This window comes from Meiothermus sp., assembly GCF_026004075.1.
GTDB lineage: Bacteria > Deinococcota > Deinococci > Deinococcales > Thermaceae > Meiothermus.
In genome coordinates, this window is record NZ_BPIK01000001.1 from 276,466 (window position 1) to 291,981 (window position 15,516).

The following is a 15,516-nucleotide window of genomic DNA, read 5'->3' on the forward strand; positions in this document are numbered from 1 at the left end:
GATTATTTAACGCGACAAGTCACGCCCGTAACAGGGGCTACTGTTGTCGAATGGGCGTGGCAAACAAACAGGCCATGCTGCACAAAGCCCCTATGCTGAGGGGCAGCAAATGCGTCTGATGCAGACGGTGGAAGGGTGTGTATGCTAAATGAACTGTTGTTGGCTTTGCTGGTAACACTGACGACTGTTGTGCTGGTGGGGCTATCCATGCCGCTGGCCCGGCGCCTGGGTATTGTAGACCGGCCGGGAGTCATCAAGATTCATACGCTGCCTACCCCACGCTTTGGTGGGGTGGGGATAGTGGCCGCTGTGCTGCTTTGGGGTTATTTCACTCAGGCCCTATCGGGCTGGGCGCTGTTGGGGCTGTTGATTATTGCCCTGACGGGCGGCCTGGACGACCGCTTTAGCCTTTCTCCCCGGCTACGTCTGCTGGCCGAGCTGGTGGCGGGGTTTGCGCTGGGTATGCACTTCTGGGGCGTTTTGGGCGGGCTGGGACTGGGGCTAGCAGTGGTGCTGGTGCTGCTCATGTCCAATGCGGTCAACCTAATCGACGGTATGAATGGTCTGGCTGCCGGCAATGCCCTTATCTCGGCGGCGGGGCTGGCCGCCTTGCTTTGGTCAACTACTGCTGGAGCAGGGCTGGCCGTAATTTTGGCTGCAAGCCTGCTGGGGTTTCTGTACTGGAACTACCCCAAGGCCAAAACCTTTATGGGCGATAGCGGCAGCCTGTCCATCGGCTATCTGCTGGCCATGCTATTGCTGATGGCTGCAACCCAGGGCTGGGCCACCTTCCTAGCTGCACTGGTGATGGTGGGCTTCCCTCTGTACGACACCGCGGCGGGCATTATCCGGCGCTGGCGGCGGGGCAAGCCCATCTTCGATGGGGATCGGGATCACACCTACGACCGGCTCGACCAGCTTTATTTGCAGAACCCGGCCAAAACCGTGGCGGTGGTCTGGCTGGTGAGCGGAGTGTTGGTACTGGTGGGCCTGGTGGTGGTTAAGGTGGGTGTTGGGATTGGGCTTGTTTTGAGTGCGCTGCTGGCGGCTATGTTGTTCTGGGGGGCATACCGTCTGGGCTCGCTGTAGGTTTACTCAGCGAGACGCTCCTGGGTGGGGCTATCTTCCAGGGCTCGGCGGCACTCGCGAAACACGTACAGTACAAGCACCGCGAAGGGTATATCGAGCTCGAGCGCCTCTTGCACGGCAAAGTAGCGTGCGGGGTCGGTGGCGCGCACGCGGGGTGCTAAGCCAGCCCATAGCTTTAGCAAGGCTTCGCGGCTTTTTGGGGGGGCCTCCTCGAAGCGTTTGAGTGGATCGGTGGGCAGGTTCATCTTGAGCAGGTAAGCCTGATCGGAATCCGTCACGCCCCCAGGTTAGACTCCCCTGAGTTTTTCAACAGTATTCCAGATTAAGCACCGACCAACCGTTTAGCTGAGAGGATGCTGGGTAGCTCCACCTCGAGCGGGCGTTCTTCCAGGCTAAAGGCATTGCGCATATGCACTGGATCGGCGGTATTGCCCATCTTGAGCTGGAGGTACTGGTCGCGGGTGATGGGGCTGAAGGGCAGGGGCGAGATGAGGGGAACCACCCAGTCCATCAGGGTCAGCGGGATGGGGAGTAGGGGTTTGCGGGAGCCCAGGGTGTCGCGAACCAGGAGCAGCAGCTCGCGGAAGGTATATTCCTTGGGCCCTACCAGGTTGTAGCTGCGGTGAATGGTGTTGGGGCGGTTCAGGGCTTGCTCGAAGGCCGCGGCCACATCCCCCACCCAGATGGGCCGAAAGACAAAGTGGCCATCGCCAATCAGGGGGATGAAGGGGATGGGGGCGGTGACCAGGCCCTTCAGTACCCCCCCAAAAAACTCGTCGCCCCGGCCAAAAATTAGGCTAGGGCGCAGGATGGTCCAGTCGAGCCCCGAGGCCTGAACCAGTTCCTCGCCCTCGGCTTTGGTCTCGTAGTAGCGGCTGCCGGTGCCGCGGGCGGCGCCCAGCGCGGACATGTGCACGAAGCGGGCAATTCCGGCTGCTTTGGCGGCTGCCAGGCTGTGCCGCACCCCATCCACGTGGGCTTGCTGGAAGGTCTGGTCGCCGCGCTCGCGGATGATGCCCACCAGGTAAATGAGCGCTTCCTGGCCCTGGGCGGCCTCGAGCAGACCCTCGTTCCTGGTCGCGTCGGCCACCACGTAACGCACGCCCTCGAGGGGCCCCGACCCCCGCCTCGAGGCCACCGTGACCTGGTGGCCCTGCTCCAGCAGGTGCCGCGCCATGTGGGTGCCCACATAGCCGCTGCCGCCGACAATCAGTACCTTCATCGCTACCTCAGACCGCTTGCAGCATCCGGCTTTCAGCTTCCAGCTCTAGGGTTTTGCGGTCTACCAGGTAGATTTTGCGATAGCCGGTATCCAGGATGCCTTCGTGGCGCAGGTCGGAGAGCAGTTTGCTCACCGACTCGCGGGTAGAAGCGGTAGCGTCGGCAATCTCTTCGTGGCTGGCGGTGACATAGGTTCCGCGCTCGTCCTGCCCCTGAGCGGCGGTAGCGGCCAGGTAAAGCAGATAGCGGCAGATGCGGCTACGGAGTTCACCCCATTGCAGGTGGGTTTCGTAGGCCTGCACCTGGGCCATCTGGCTGGCCAGGCTGGCGGCCAGGGCCCGCAAATCGTCGCCAGAAAGGGTCTTTGGGTCAACGGCGAAAGCCGCTGCGTCGGTGAGGGCTTCGGCGGTGTACCGGTACTGCCGCTCGGAGAGGGCCTCCTCGCCGAAATAGTCGCCGGGCAGCACGTGCCGCAGAGTGAGCTGGCGGCCATCAGGCAGAATCTCGACAATGCGCACCAGTCCGCGCTCGAGGTGATAAATTGCATCTGCACGGTCGCCCGCCCGGTAGATCACTTCTTTCCTACGTACCTTTTTCATACGGCCTCCTTGTTCCCAATCTTGCGCTTCAGCCCGGATGAACCCCAAATCGAATTCCTGCTTACCACAAGCCCAGCTCCTTCAAGGTGTGTGAAAGCCTATCGGCCAGCTCGCGGGGGTCGTTGCCCATGTAGCGTGCGCCCAGCCGCTCCACCAGGCGGGGGTCGTTGGCTGCGGCCCGCCCCCCCACCACCACCACAGGGGCCAGGTGGCGCAGGGCCTCGTGTGGCAGCGACTCCAGGGAAATGGGCTGCACTGCCGAGAGCACCACGGCCCTAGCCCCGGTGCGTTCGGCGAAGGATTGAAGGTCGGCCAGGGGGGTGTTGGGCCCCAGGTAGTGTACGGTGTAGCCGGCCCGGCGCAGGAACAGCGCGGTGATCAGGCTTCCAATCTCGTGCTGCTCGCCGGGCAGGGTGGAGACCACCAGGGTGGGCCCCAGCGCCCCGCCCATCAGGTTGAGCAGGCCCTGCAGGGTGCCCCGCAGGTAGGTGCTGGCTAAGTGTTCCTGCGCAGTGGTCACGCGGCCCAGATGCCAGCCGTCGCCGATGCGGCGCAGGCAGGGCGAAATCACCTCCATCACCACAGTTTCCATGGGGTGCAGCTTGTAAGCCTCTGAGAGCACCCGCTCGGCGGCTTCGGTGTCGGCCCGTAGCAGGGCCTCTTCGAGCTCGAGCGAAAGGGCCTCGGGAGGACGGGGGCCTTCCTGGGTCAGGCCCTCGAGGTAGCGCCGCACGGCCTGCGCTGGGGCAACTCCCTCGGCGATCCACTTTTTGATGTGGCGTAGGGCCTCGAGGTCGGTCTGGCTGTACAACCTGTGTCCACCCGGTGAGCGCTCGGGCCGGGGGAACCCATACCGACGCTCCCACTGCCGCAGCAGTGCGCTAGAAAGCCCGGTGCGCTCTTCCACTTCGGCAATGGTGTAAACCCCAAGATCGTTTCGCATACGCAAACCCGTTGAAAACTAAGATAGCTTACTGTATAACTTATGTCAAGGCTTTGCGTGGATTTATGTCCAATCTCTGTCTAACTTTAGGAATTTATCCAAATCTGAGGTCTTCGATGCACGGAAACTTCCCAGACCAACGCCCCAAAGCCCCGCTTACGCTGGCAGCCCGTACCAACCTGTGGCCCCTTACCGCCCTGGGTTATGAAGTTTGGCGCCGGCGGGCCCTCACGCTGCTATCCGGCCGACCCTTTCCCCTGGAAGAGGAGCTCTCGCTCATGCTAAAGCGGGTGCAGCCAGTGGCAGGGCAGGTTTTTCTGGATCTGGGTACCTCCACCGGCCTGTACGCCAGAGCTTTGCTCGAGGCGGGTGCCGCCAGGGTCTACGCCCTCGATCTATCGCCGGCCATGCTGAAGGTAGCCCTTCAGAAAGCCAGAGGACACCCCGGTTTCGTACCCTTGCTGGCCAGGGCCGAGGCCATCCCACTGCCCCAGGCTTCGGTGGATGGGGTGGTGGTGGGGGGTAGCTGGAACGAGTTCCCCGACCCCGAGCAGGTTATACACGAACTGTACAGGGTGCTGAAACCAGACGGGCGGCTCTGGGTCATGTTCAGCCACCGTTCGCAAAGCCCTCTGCAGCGCCTGTTGGAAGGAGCGGGCCTGCGCTTTCCCACCCTCTCAGAGCTTATGGATTCACTCACTAAAAGTGGTTTCGAGGTAGACGGCTGGCGGGAGGGGTCGGTAGGATTTGTGGCGGGGACAAAGATTACAATGCAAGGCTCGGTGCATTCTTAGCCAAACGTTGTTTTTGAGGATGCTGCTCCAGGAGATGTGTATGGAACCTAATTGGCAGGCTGTATCGGCCATTATCCGCCGCCACTCGGCCACCTTCTACTACGGTAGCCTGCTGTTCTGGGGCGAGGCCCGCAAGGGGGCCTGGGCTGTGTATGCGGCCTGCCGTATCGGGGACGACGCCGTGGACGAGTCGGCCAACCCCTGGGCCGACCTGAACGAATGGTGGGCGGGCATCGAGCGGGCCTATGCCGGGGTTCCCAGGGAAGACTGGGAAGCGGCCCTGGCCTGGGCTCTGGCGCGCTGGGAGATTCCCAAACAGGCCTTTGCCGATATGAAAGAGGGCTTCCTGGCCGACCTGTACCCGGTGCGGCTAAACACCCTGGAGGAGCTGTACACCTATTGCTACCGGGTGGCCGGCACCGTGGGGCTGATGATTGCGCCCATAGGCGGGGCCGGGGAGGCCGGGCGGGACGCGGCCATCAAGCTGGGCCAGGCCATGCAGCTTACCAACTGCCTGCGCGACGTGGGCGAAGACCTGGCCCTGGGCCGGGTGTATCTGCCCGCCGAGCTGATGCGCAAATACGAGGTGTCCCTCGAGGATCTGCGCCAGGGCCATATTAGCCCGCGCTACATTGCGCTGATGCGGGAATTGGCCCAGGAGGCCCGCCGGCTCTACCGCGAGGGGCTGGCTGGCCTCAAGCATCTGAAAACCGGGCGCGGGGCGGTGGCCCTGGCCGCTTTGCAGTACCAGGGAATTCTGGATAAGCTCGAGATGAACGGCTGGGACAACCTCTCGCGCCGGGCCTCGCTTTCCGCCTACGAGCGGGTGATGCTCCTGCCCAAGGCCATCTGGCTGCGCGGGGCCTGATACCAGTTTTGGTTTTGCACTGGGTTGGGGCCCGAAGTCCCCGGAGCCCGGTGCTATACTTGTATAGCAATGCTGGCTATTCGGCTGCCCAAGGAGATAGAGGAACGCCTCGAGGCGCTTGCTCGGAAAACCGGGCGCAGTAAGAGCTATTACGTGCGCCAGGCCATCCTCGAGCACCTCGATGACCTCGAGGACTACTACCTGGCCCTGGAACGGCTCGAGCAGAACCTTCCCGGCATCTCCCTAGACGAAGTGGAGCGCCGCCTTGGGCTACAGGATTGAGTTCGACCCACGGGCCGAGAGAGAACTGACGAAGCTAGATCGTGAGGTAGCGCGCCGCATCGTACGGTTTTTGCGCGAGCGGGTGGCCTGGTTGGATGATCCGCGTAGCATTGGGGAGGCCTTGCACGGGCCGGAGCTGGGCCGGTTTTGGAAGTACCGGGTAGGGGATTATCGCCTGATCTGCCATATCCAGGATCAGAGGGTCACTGTGCTGGTCTTGCGGATTGGGCATCGGCGGGATGTCTACCGCTGAAAGGTTTTCATGCAGGCAGTCTGCGGTATCATGCGCCCGAGATGCCGGACTTCGATGTGGCGGTGGTGGGGGCGGGGCACAACGCCCTGGTAACGGCGGCGTATCTGGCTCAGGCCGGGTACAGGGTGGGGGTCTTCGAGCGGCGCAGGGTGCCGGGCGGGGCGGTCTCGACCATTGATTACGAGGGCTTCCGCTTCGACCTGGGGGGCAGCGCGCACATTCTGATCCGCCTGACGCCCATTGTGGACGAGCTGGAACTGCACAAGTACGGGCTGGAGTACCTCGAGCTCGACCCCCTTTTTCACGCTTCGGATGCGCGCGAAAGCTGGTTCGTCTGGCGCGACCCCGAGCGCACCGCCGCCGAGCTGGACGAGCGCTACCCAGGCCAGGGCCAGGCCTACCGCCGCTTCATGCGCGACTGGCTGCCCTTTGCCCAGGCCGTCAAAGAAGCCTTCCTGGCCTCGCCCAGCCCGCTCAACCTGGGGCGCAAGATGATCTGGGGGGCCGGGTTCGGGCGCGAGTGGCAGAAGCGCCTGCCGCAGATCTTGCGGCCTTACGGCGATGTGGCGCGGGAATACTTCAGCGAGGAGCGGGTGCGAGCCCCCCTGGTCTGGATGGCCGCGCAGTCCGGGCCGCCGCCCTCCGACCCGTTGTCCTCGCCCTTTTTGCTGTGGCACCCGCTCTACCACGTGGGCGGGGTGGCCCGGCCCCGGGGGGGCTCCGGGGGGCTCTCGCTGGCGCTGGTGCGCGCGATAGAAGCCAAAGGGGGGAAGGTGCACCTGGATAGCCCGGTGGCCGGGATTGTGCTCGAGGGCCGGCGGGCGGTGGGCCTGCGCCTGGAGGACGGACAAAGCGTGGGCGCTCGAGCGGTGGTGGCCGGGGCGCACATCCAGAAAACCCTGGCCATGCTGCCCGCCGACCAGACCCCCGAGGTAGCCAGAGGGCTGCGGGTGGGCAACGGCTTCGGCCTGGTGCTGCGGCTGGGGCTCTCGGAGAAGCTCCGCTACCAGACCCACCCCGGCCCCGAGGCCCGTATCGGCCTGGGCCTCCTCATCACCGACGAGCTGCAACTCAGCCGGGCCTACGGCGACTACCTGGCGGGCGAGCCCACCCGCGACCCCCCGCTCATCGCCATGAGCTTCAGCGCAGTGGACGAGACCCTGGCCCCACCGGGGGGCGAGACCCTGTGGCTGTGGGCGCAGTACTACCCCCATAAGCTGGCCTCGGGGACGTGGGAAACCCGCGCCATGGAGGCCCGGGAGGGGGTGATTCGGAGCTTCGAGCGCTTCGACCCGGATATTCGCCGCAAGATTGTGGCCGAACTGGTGCAGACCCCGCTCTGGCTCGAGCAGGAGTTTGCCATGCCGGCGGGGAATGTGATGCACCTCGAGATGACCCCCGACCAGATGTTCATGTTCCGTCCCTGGCTGGGGGCCCACGAGTACAGGTTTCCGGGGCTAAAAGGCCTCTACCTGACCGGGGCCAGCACCCATCCCGGCGGGGGCATCATGGGCGCGAGCGGGCGGAATGCCGCAAGGGTGTTGCTCGGGGACTTGAGCCGCAACCGGGTATAAGTTTTACAGGCCTCTGCCGTGTATATAGCGCATTAGAAGGATGCACGGTGAGGGTTGTGTGTGTCCGCTTTGTAACCCTGGCTAGCCAGGGTTGGGCGTGGCGGCGTAGCCTGTTACCAGGTGAACGCGGCTTACGACTACGACTACATCATTGTTGGGGCCGGGGCGGCGGGCCTGAGCCTGGCCTACCATCTGGTGCAGGCGGGCCTGCAGGACAAGCGCATCCTGCTGCTCGAGCGGGCCCCCAAAACCCTCAACGACCGCACCTGGTGCTTCTGGGAGGTGGGGGAGGGCCCCTTCGAGCCGGTGGTCTTCCGCCGGTGGGATCGCATCTGGTTTTATGGGGAAGGCCTCTCGGAGCGGCTCGAGATCGCGCCCTATGCCTACAAGATGATCCGCGGCCTGGATTTTTATAACTTCATGCACCGCTGGATGGCAGAGCAGCCCAACATCCGCCTGCACTACGGGGAAGTCACCCGCCTCGAGGAGGCCCCGCAAGGGGTGCGGGTCGAGGCGGGTGGGCAGGTGTTCGTGGGCCGCTGGGCCTTTAGCAGCCTGTACCAGCCCGCGCCCCGGCAACCCGGCTACCACTACCTGTTGCAGCACTTCAAGGGCTGGGTGGTGCGAACCCCCCGGCCGGCCTTCGATACCGGGGCCGCGACCTTTATGGACTTTCGGGTTCCCCAGGAGGGCGCGGTGCGTTTTGCCTATGTCCTGCCCTTCGATGCCCGGACGGCGCTGGTGGAGTACACCCTCTTCTCGCCCGAGCTGCTGCCCCCGGACGCCTACGATGCCGGGCTGCGGGCCTACCTCGAGGGCCCGCTGGGCCTGGCGCAGTACGAGGTGCTCGAGACCGAGTTCGGCGTCATCCCCATGACCGACGCGCCCTTTGCCCGCCGGCCAAGCCCCCACGTCATGAATATCGGCACCGCCGGAGGCTGTACCAAGGCCTCTACCGGCTACACCTTCCGGCGCATCCAGCAGCAGTCGCGCCGCATTGCCGAAGCCCTTGCCCAGACCGGCCAGCCCTTCTTCCCAGAGCCGGCCTTCAACCGGCACGCCTACATGGACAGCGTGCTCCTGAACGTGCTGGCGCACCGCCGTAGTCCGGGTAAACAGGTTTTCAGCGACCTGTTCCGCAAAAACCCCCCCCAGCGGGTGCTGCGCTTTCTGGACGAAGAAACCAGCCTGCTGGAAGATTTGCAGATTATGTCCAGTGTGGATATTCCGGCGTTTCTGAGGGCTACGCTGGCGGTGGGAAGGTCGCGCTGGCCCCTGACGAAGTCGGGCCGAATGGAGCCCAGGCGAGGGTAGCGGTGGACTTGCTGATAACCACGTTGTTGGCTGTTTTGCTCGCGGCTGTTGGGCTCTTCTGGGCACGGCGCGCGGGGTTCGCTGCGGCGGCAGGCCCGGTCTGGCTGCGCGGGCTGGGCGGGCTTTGGGGTATGGGCCTGGCCCTGCTGGGTGCGGTGCTGCTGGTGCTGGGGTGGGGCGGGCTGCTGGGGGCTGCGCTGGCCGGGTGGGGTTGTGTGCTGGCCTTACTGGCGGTGTGGGGCGGCGATCTGCTCTGGGCAGGCCGCAGGGTTTGGCTGGTTGCAGGCGGGGCCGCCGCGCTGCTGGCGGGCGGGGTGGGCTGGCTGTTCTACCAATCCCCTGCGCTGGGGGTCTGGGCGGTGCTGGCGGCCACGGCCACCGCCCAGGCCCTCTGGCTTGCTGCCCAGCCCGAAGCCCGGGCCCGGCTTGGTGGGCTCCGGCGGCACCTGCAACCCTGGATGGCGCTGCTGGCCCTGGCGGTGCTGGTGCGCATCCCGGTGCCGCTCTGGCCGGAGGGCTTTCCCCTCATCAGCCTGGTGCAGATGCTGCTCATCAGCCTGGCGGCCCTGCTCTGGGGCTGGGGGCGGGTGGGGGTGCGAATTGTGCTGCTGGCGGTGCTGGCTTTTGTGCTGGGGCTGGGGGTGGAGTTGCTGGGCAGCCAGACCGGCTTTCCCTTTGGGCTTTACAGCTACCGGGGTGCACCGCAGCCCACCATTGGGGGCGTGCCCCTGATCGTGCCGCTGGGCTGGTTTGCCCTGGTGCTCTCGGCCCATGTGCTGGCGGGGGGGCGGCCCTGGCGCACCGGCTTGCTGGTGGTGGCCTGGGACTTAGGGCTCGAGGCCCTGATGACCGCCCAGGGTTACTGGGCCTGGCAAGACCCCAACCCCCTGTGGTACGGCGCGCCCATCCAGAACTACCTGGCCTGGTTTGCGGTGGGTTATGCCATCTCCTGGATGTACGGACGGCTGGGGCCCCGCCTGCACCAGGACGGCGCTTTTGCCTGGGCCTACCGGCTCGAGGCCCTGTTTTTACCTGTGGGAATGGCCCTGCTGGGCCTGTGGCCGGCGGCGCTGCTTTGTGGCCTGGCCATGAACGGGCTGGCGTGGCTGGAATACCTGCCTCTTGGGGGGCGTGGCGGCCTGAAACGGTCTAGAGGGCAGACATGATGCGTCCCTGGGAACGATTGCTGAGCCTGGCCTTCAAGGCCCTGTTTCGCCGCACGGTGCAGCGGGGCCTGCGGGGGGTGTGGGTGCGGGGGGCCCTGCCGGGGCAGGCCTGTGTGCTGGCCGGTAACCACCACTCCTGGTGGGATGGCTATCTGCTGCCCGTCTTGTTCTGGGGGGCTGGGCGGCCTTTCAAAATTGTGGTGGGGGAGCGCCGCTTGCGGGAGTTTGCTTTCTTTCGCCGTCTCGATACGGTCTCGGCCAGCAAGCCCAGGGAGGCGCTGGCTGCCCTTGGGCGGGGGGAGGCGCTGATCATCTTCCCCGAGGGTGAGCTGCGCCCGCCGGGGCCGCTGGGCGGGCTGAACCGGGGGGTGGTCTGGTTCGCCGAGCGGGCGGGGGTGCCGGTGGTGCCGGTGGCCTCGAGGGTGGTGCTGCGCGGGCACGAGCTGGCCGAGGCCTATCTGGTCTTTGGTGCGCCCATAGAACCCGATTTGAAGCTGCTGCGCGAGCAACTGGAGCGGATGCTGGCCGAGCTCGACGACCAGATCCGCACCGCCCCCGCCGAGGAACCGCTGCCGGGTTTCGAACTGCGGCTGGCCGGGCGCAAGAGCACCCACGAACGCATGGCGGCCTGGGGGGCGGCGCTGGGTAAACTGATCGGGCTGGCCGGGCGTAAAGGCGCTCCGTAGTCGTATGGTATCTATCCTCGAGGTGCTCTGGTATGGGGTGCTGGCCTGGCTGGGCCTCAAGCTTCTGGTACTGCTACTGAACATGCTCTTTTTCCCGGTTTTGAAGCGGGAGAAACTGCGCGGGCCGCGCCCCACGGTCTCGCTCTTGGTGCCGGCTCGCAACGAGGCCCACAACCTGCGGGAAACCCTGCCGGGCCTGCTGCTGCAGGGGGTGCAGGAAATTCTGGTGCTGGACGACCATTCCACCGACGCGACCGCCCAGGTGGTCGAGGAATATAGCCGCCAGGATGCCCGCGTGCGCTTGCTTGCGGGCCTGCCCAAACCCGAGGGCTGGATGGGCAAGACCTGGGCCTGCTACCAACTGGCCCAGGCGGCCCAGGGCGAGGTGCTCATCTTCACCGATGCCGATGTGCACTGGCGCAAGCGCGGGGTGCGGGCGGTGCTGGCCCGTATGGAGCGCGAGCGGGCCGGGCTGGTCTCGGTGTATCCGCGCCAGATGACCCACAGCCTGGCCGAACGGGTGATTCTGCCCCTGATTGACGATGTGCTCCTGTGCTACCTGCCCTACCCCCTCCTCCGAACCCCCTTTCCTTTGGCGTCGGCGGCCAACGGGCAGGTGATGGCCTTTACCCGGCTGGCCTATCTGGCCTCGGGGGGACACGCTGCGGTGCGGGGGGAGGTGCTGGAGGACGTGCGCCTGGCGCAAAAAACCAAGGCTGCGGGGCAGCGCCTGGCCCTGGCCCTGGGGGGCGGCCTGGTGGCGGTGCGGATGTACCGGAGTTTTGCCGAGATTGTGGAGGGCCTGGGCAAGAACCTGATCGAGTTTCACGGGCGCAGCCGGGTGGTTCTGGCCCTCTCGTACATGGGGCATCTGCTGGCCTATACCCTGTGCTGGCCGCTGGCCCTGTTCAGTCCGCTGTGGCTTTGGGTGGGGGTGCTGGGGCTTTTGGAGCGCCTGCTGCTGGGCCTCAAAACCAGGCGGGCGTGGTGGGAGTTGGTGCTGGTGCCGATGGCGCCCTTGCTCAGCACGCCCATCTATTTGCGCTCTGCACAACGAAAATATACCTGGAAAGGGCGAGAATATAGCCGATGAAGGCCATTGTGATAGGAGCGGGTTTTGCGGGGCTGGCGGCGGCGCTGCGGCTAAGAAAGGCGGGCCTCGAGGTCACCGTCTTCGAGCAGTTTGACCAACCGGGTGGCAAGGCCATCGGCTGGGAAGGGGTGCCCACCGGCCCCACTGTCCTCACCCTGCCCGAGATTCCCCGCCGCATCTTCGAAGCGTTTGGGGCTACACTGCCCGAACTTAAGCCGGTCTCGCCCCTCACCCGCTACACCTGGCCCGACGGGCGGGTGTTCGCGCCCGAACTGGATCTGGAGGCCACCCTAAGCCAACTCTCGGTGCAGGAAGCCCGGCATTACCGGCGCTTGCTGCAGGTGGCCCGCACGATGTACGAAGGGGCCCGGGACACCTTCATCGAAGGGACTCCCCCGCACCTGGCCCAACTGCTGCGCTACGCCCTGCGCGACGGCCTGAAGGCCCACCCCACCCGCTCGCTGGCGGCCCTGGTGCAGTCCGGCCCCTACCTGACCCCCTTTTTCCTGCGCTTTGCTACCTACTTAGGGGCCAACCCCTACCGGGCCCCGGCGGTGCTGCACAACATCGCCTGGGTGGAGCTGGGGCTGGGCGTGTTTCACCTGGCCGGGGGGATGCGAGCCCTGGCCGATAGCCTCTTCCGGCTGGCCCTAGCCCAGGGTGTGCAGTTTGCCTTTGGGCACAGGGTATTGCAGATGCAACGCTTGCCGGGCCGCGTGGGCGCGCTGCAAACCGACCAGGGCTGGCACCGCGCCGACCTGTATATCTCGGCTGCCGACCGGCACTTCACCCTAAAGTGGCTGGGCCTGCCCCTGCCGGGCTATGCCCTGGGGGTCTCGGGCTTTGCGCTGCTACTTAAGCTGGCCGAGGCGGTACCGCTGGGCCACCACATCTATTTTTCGTCGGACTACCGGGCCGAGTGGCAGATGATCGCCGCCGGACGCTGGCCGCAAGACCCCACCCTGTACCTGCATACCGACGGCGAGACTGCCTTCTTGCTGGTGAACGCACCCCCGATGGGCCAAACAGAGCCCCCAGAAGCCGAGGACTACGCCCGGCTACTGCTGGACAAGCTCGCCCGGGTGCACCCCCTGCCCATTGCGGCCTGGCGGGCCATGAGCCCCCAGGACTACAGCCTGACCGCCTACCGTGGGGCTTTGTACGGGCGGGTGCCGCATGGCCTGCTGGGGGCCTTGCGGCCTGGCTGGGGGGTGGCGGGTCTGCGCAATTTCGCGCAGGTGGGCGGAACGGTTCACCCTGGCGGGGGTGTGCCGCTCTCCATGCTTTCGGGCTGGAACGGGGCAGGCTGGCTCCTGGATAGAACGCTTGGGGGAGGTGGGCGTGAGCCTTAAGGGCCGCGTTTCAACCGGGAAGGCCGGGCTGCGCGGGCTGCCCCAACCCAAAGGCCATCCCTGGGGGCCTTTTGCCCACCTGCCGCGCTGGGCAGGGGAGCCACTGGCCTTGCTCGAGGAAGGGGCGGCCCTGGGGCCCATCTTTGCCCTGGGCCTGGGCCGTCCGGCGGTGGTGGGGTACAGCCCCGAGTGGAACCGGCGGCTGCTTGGCGACCTGGAAACCTTTCGTTCCAAAGGCAGCTTTTCCAGCCTGGTGCCCTACCTGAACGGCGGCATCATCACCACCGATGCCCCCGCACACAGAGTCAAGCGCCAGGAACTCAACCCCCATTTCCACGCCAGGGCCCTGGGGGGGCTCGAGGCCCGTATCCGCACGGCCTTGCAAGAAATCCGCCCCCAGGGCGTGTTCGAGGCCAGCCGCTGGGCCTCGGAGGTGGCCCAGACCAGCCTCAATGTGGCCTACTTTGAGGGGCAGTTTCCCAGGGCCGAGCTGGCCCGGTTCCTGGCACCGCTCAAACAGCCCTTTCCTGCTCCCCTGTGGCCGCGGCCCCTGCTTTTTGCCCGGATGCGCCGCCGAATAGGGGAGATGCAGGCGCGGGGTTTGGGGCTGGCCGCCCATCTGCCGTTGGAAGAAGTCCTGATCGGGCTGGCGGCCGGCTACGACACCACCGCCCACACCCTGGCCTGGGCCCTGTGGCACGCGGCCTGCTACCCCGACTGGCATCACCCGGCGGGGCATCCCCTGCTCGTCAAGGAGACCCTGCGCCTGTACCCGCCGGGCTTTATCGGGAGCCGCCGGGTGGCGCGGGCCCTCGAGTTCGAGGGAGTCCTCATCCCCCGAGGTGTGCTGGCGCTTTACAGCCCCTACCTGACCCACCGCCACCCCGACCTGTGGCAGAACCCCCTGGTGTTTGACCCGGCGCGCTTCGAGGGCCGCATTCCAGCCTGGGGGTATCTGCCTTTTGGTGGGGGGGAGCGCATCTGTTTGGGGATGCACTTTGCCCAGATGGTGCTGGGGGTGGCCCTTTCGCTCTTTGGGCCGCTCGAGCCCCTGCAAGGCGACCCCCAGCCCAAACCCGGCCTAACCCTGGCCCCCAGGGGTGCGCTGTGGCTGCGGGCAGTGGAGTAACGCTTCTTGCAAGTACCTTTTTTGTTACCCTTAAGCATGCCCAGTGCAGTGGTCTTCGATGCATATGCAACCCTGTTCGATGTGCAGGGTTTGAGCAAGGTCTGCGAAGTCATCTATCCGGGTCGAGGAGCTGCACTCTCTGAGCTCTCAAGTTACGCAAGGAAGAAAAAAGGCGATAGAATAGGGGTCTTCTGGTGCAACAGGAGACCCCAAGATGAGTATAACCCCGTTGGCGACGTACTTGGAAGCGATGCTGGTGTCAGTAGATAACCAAAGTTGTAGCGGTTTAGCAGACGGCTTCGATAGCGAATCAATCTCCCACGATTGGTTCCAACGAACACTCAAAGACAGTAAGGTGTGCTCGTTGTACCAAGACTTGGTCAACAAGTTGGGTTTAGAGGGGGGATACTTGCTCCTAGATGACACCATCTTGGAGAAACACACCCTCGGGATAGAAGGCATCTGCAAGCTGCTGGACACCAAAACGGGTGGATTCATCTTGGGGTTGAGTGTAGTCTTGTTGTGCTGGAGTGATGGAAAGAAGACCATCCCACTGGCTTTTCTGCCCTACACCAAAGGCAAGAGCAAGCACGATCTAGCGGTTGAGTTACTCGGGCAAGCCAAGGAATGGGGTCTAACTCCGAAGTACACCTTGTTTGATGCCTGGTATGCCAGCCAGAAAGTCCTCAAGACGGTGATACGTTTGGGATGGCACTTTGTCACCCGGCTTAGGAAGAATCGCTATCTGGATGGCAAGCAGCTCAAGACCCGCTGTCGTCACCCCCACTGGCACACCATCGGCAAGCTCAAAGGCGGAATCGAGGTCAAGGTTTTTCGCAGGGGTAGTAAGTTCTATGCCACCAGCGATACCTCACTGGAGTGGAAGACCGTCAAAAAGCTCTACAAGATACGGGCTGAGATCGAGGAGGTTTTCCGAGTGCTCAAGCAGGAGTGTGGCTGGCAGGGGGTACAACAACGCAACATCAACACCTACAGCCACCACCTGACCTTCGGCCTATTGGCCTACCACTACCTCCAAAGGCTCAAGCTTCAGACCCGTTCTGGAGTCTTTGTACTCCGTCGCAGGCTCATTTCTCGCAAGTTGACCCTCAATCGAGATGACCTCATCGCCTTCCTGGACACCGCTGCTTGA

The 15,516-nt window shown here is 64.8% G+C and carries 17 protein-coding genes; 13 read left to right on the plus strand and 4 right to left on the minus strand.

The features are described 5' to 3' along the window. Nucleotides 1–141 precede the first annotated feature (141 nt). Complete coding sequence (locus Q0X18_RS01315; protein WP_297557510.1) at nt 142–1,089, plus strand: glycosyltransferase family 4 protein; 948 nt, start codon at nt 142–144, stop codon at nt 1,087–1,089. Between the two features lie 2 nt (nt 1,090–1,091). Here the strand turns inward: Q0X18_RS01315 and Q0X18_RS01320 are convergent, their stop codons facing one another. The 4 genes from Q0X18_RS01320 to Q0X18_RS01335 form a co-directional block, all read right to left on the minus strand. Continuing rightward, on the minus strand, nt 1,092–1,367 hold the full coding sequence (locus Q0X18_RS01320) for a hypothetical protein (protein ID WP_297557512.1): 276 nt from the start codon (nt 1,365–1,367) through the stop codon (nt 1,092–1,094). A gap of 44 nt (nt 1,368–1,411) precedes the next feature. After that, entirely contained in the window at nt 1,412–2,311 is a 900-nt protein-coding gene (locus Q0X18_RS01325) for a complex I NDUFA9 subunit family protein (protein ID WP_297557515.1), read from the minus strand. Nucleotides 2,312–2,318: 7 nt separating this feature from the next. Continuing rightward, complete coding sequence (locus Q0X18_RS01330) at nt 2,319–2,909, minus strand: Crp/Fnr family transcriptional regulator (RefSeq protein ID WP_297557518.1); 591 nt, start codon at nt 2,907–2,909, stop codon at nt 2,319–2,321. 61 nt (nt 2,910–2,970) lie between these two features. Then, entirely contained in the window at nt 2,971–3,852 is an 882-nt protein-coding gene (locus Q0X18_RS01335) for a MerR family transcriptional regulator (RefSeq protein WP_297557520.1), read from the minus strand. Nucleotides 3,853–3,968: 116 nt separating this feature from the next. Between Q0X18_RS01335 and Q0X18_RS01340 the strand changes: the two genes are divergently transcribed. The 12 genes from Q0X18_RS01340 to Q0X18_RS01395 all read left to right on the plus strand — a co-directional run bounded on the left by Q0X18_RS01340 (nt 3,969) and on the right by Q0X18_RS01395 (nt 15,516). After that, complete coding sequence (locus Q0X18_RS01340) at nt 3,969–4,646, plus strand: class I SAM-dependent methyltransferase (protein WP_297557522.1); 678 nt, start codon at nt 3,969–3,971, stop codon at nt 4,644–4,646. Nucleotides 4,647–4,686: 40 nt separating this feature from the next. Further along, nucleotides 4,687–5,514: a phytoene/squalene synthase family protein gene (locus Q0X18_RS01345; RefSeq protein WP_297557524.1), complete on the plus strand. Its 828-nt coding sequence runs from the start codon at nt 4,687–4,689 to the stop codon at nt 5,512–5,514. 69 nt (nt 5,515–5,583) lie between these two features. Continuing rightward, nucleotides 5,584–5,796: a TraY domain-containing protein gene (locus Q0X18_RS01350; RefSeq protein ID WP_297557527.1), complete on the plus strand. Its 213-nt coding sequence runs from the start codon at nt 5,584–5,586 to the stop codon at nt 5,794–5,796. Then, a complete protein-coding gene (locus Q0X18_RS01355) occupies nt 5,780–6,049 on the plus strand; it encodes a type II toxin-antitoxin system RelE/ParE family toxin (protein ID WP_297557529.1) in 270 nt (89 codons plus the stop codon). Before Q0X18_RS01350 ends, Q0X18_RS01355 begins: the two co-directional genes overlap by 17 nt. A 41-nt stretch (nt 6,050–6,090) precedes the next feature. Continuing rightward, nucleotides 6,091–7,623, plus strand: coding sequence for an NAD(P)/FAD-dependent oxidoreductase (locus tag Q0X18_RS01360; RefSeq protein WP_297557532.1), 1,533 nt, complete (start codon nt 6,091–6,093; stop codon nt 7,621–7,623). A gap of 120 nt (nt 7,624–7,743) precedes the next feature. Beyond that, nucleotides 7,744–8,937 carry a lycopene cyclase family protein gene (locus Q0X18_RS01365; protein ID WP_297557535.1) on the plus strand — a complete coding sequence of 398 codons (1,194 nt, stop codon included), beginning with the start codon at nt 7,744–7,746 and terminating at the stop codon, nt 8,935–8,937. A gap of 2 nt (nt 8,938–8,939) precedes the next feature. Then, on the plus strand, nt 8,940–10,103 hold the full coding sequence (locus tag Q0X18_RS01370; protein WP_297557538.1) for a carotenoid biosynthesis protein: 1,164 nt from the start codon (nt 8,940–8,942) through the stop codon (nt 10,101–10,103). Then, the gene (locus Q0X18_RS01375) at nt 10,100–10,789 is read left to right on the plus strand and encodes a 1-acyl-sn-glycerol-3-phosphate acyltransferase (protein WP_297557541.1); all 690 of its coding nucleotides are present in this window, start codon (nt 10,100–10,102) and stop codon (nt 10,787–10,789) included. Before Q0X18_RS01370 ends, Q0X18_RS01375 begins: the two co-directional genes overlap by 4 nt. Before the next feature lie 4 nt (nt 10,790–10,793). Further along, nucleotides 10,794–11,882 carry a glycosyltransferase family 2 protein gene (locus Q0X18_RS01380; RefSeq protein ID WP_297557544.1) on the plus strand — a complete coding sequence of 363 codons (1,089 nt, stop codon included), beginning with the start codon at nt 10,794–10,796 and terminating at the stop codon, nt 11,880–11,882. Next, entirely contained in the window at nt 11,879–13,234 is a 1,356-nt protein-coding gene (locus Q0X18_RS01385) for an NAD(P)/FAD-dependent oxidoreductase (protein WP_297557546.1), read from the plus strand. The genes Q0X18_RS01380 and Q0X18_RS01385 overlap by 4 nt, the downstream gene beginning before the upstream one ends. Then, nucleotides 13,224–14,363, plus strand: coding sequence for a cytochrome P450 (locus Q0X18_RS01390; RefSeq protein WP_297557548.1), 1,140 nt, complete (start codon nt 13,224–13,226; stop codon nt 14,361–14,363). The genes Q0X18_RS01385 and Q0X18_RS01390 overlap by 11 nt, the downstream gene beginning before the upstream one ends. Nucleotides 14,364–14,577: 214 nt before the next feature. Beyond that, the gene (locus tag Q0X18_RS01395; RefSeq protein ID WP_297557551.1) at nt 14,578–15,516 is read left to right on the plus strand and encodes a transposase; all 939 of its coding nucleotides are present in this window, start codon (nt 14,578–14,580) and stop codon (nt 15,514–15,516) included.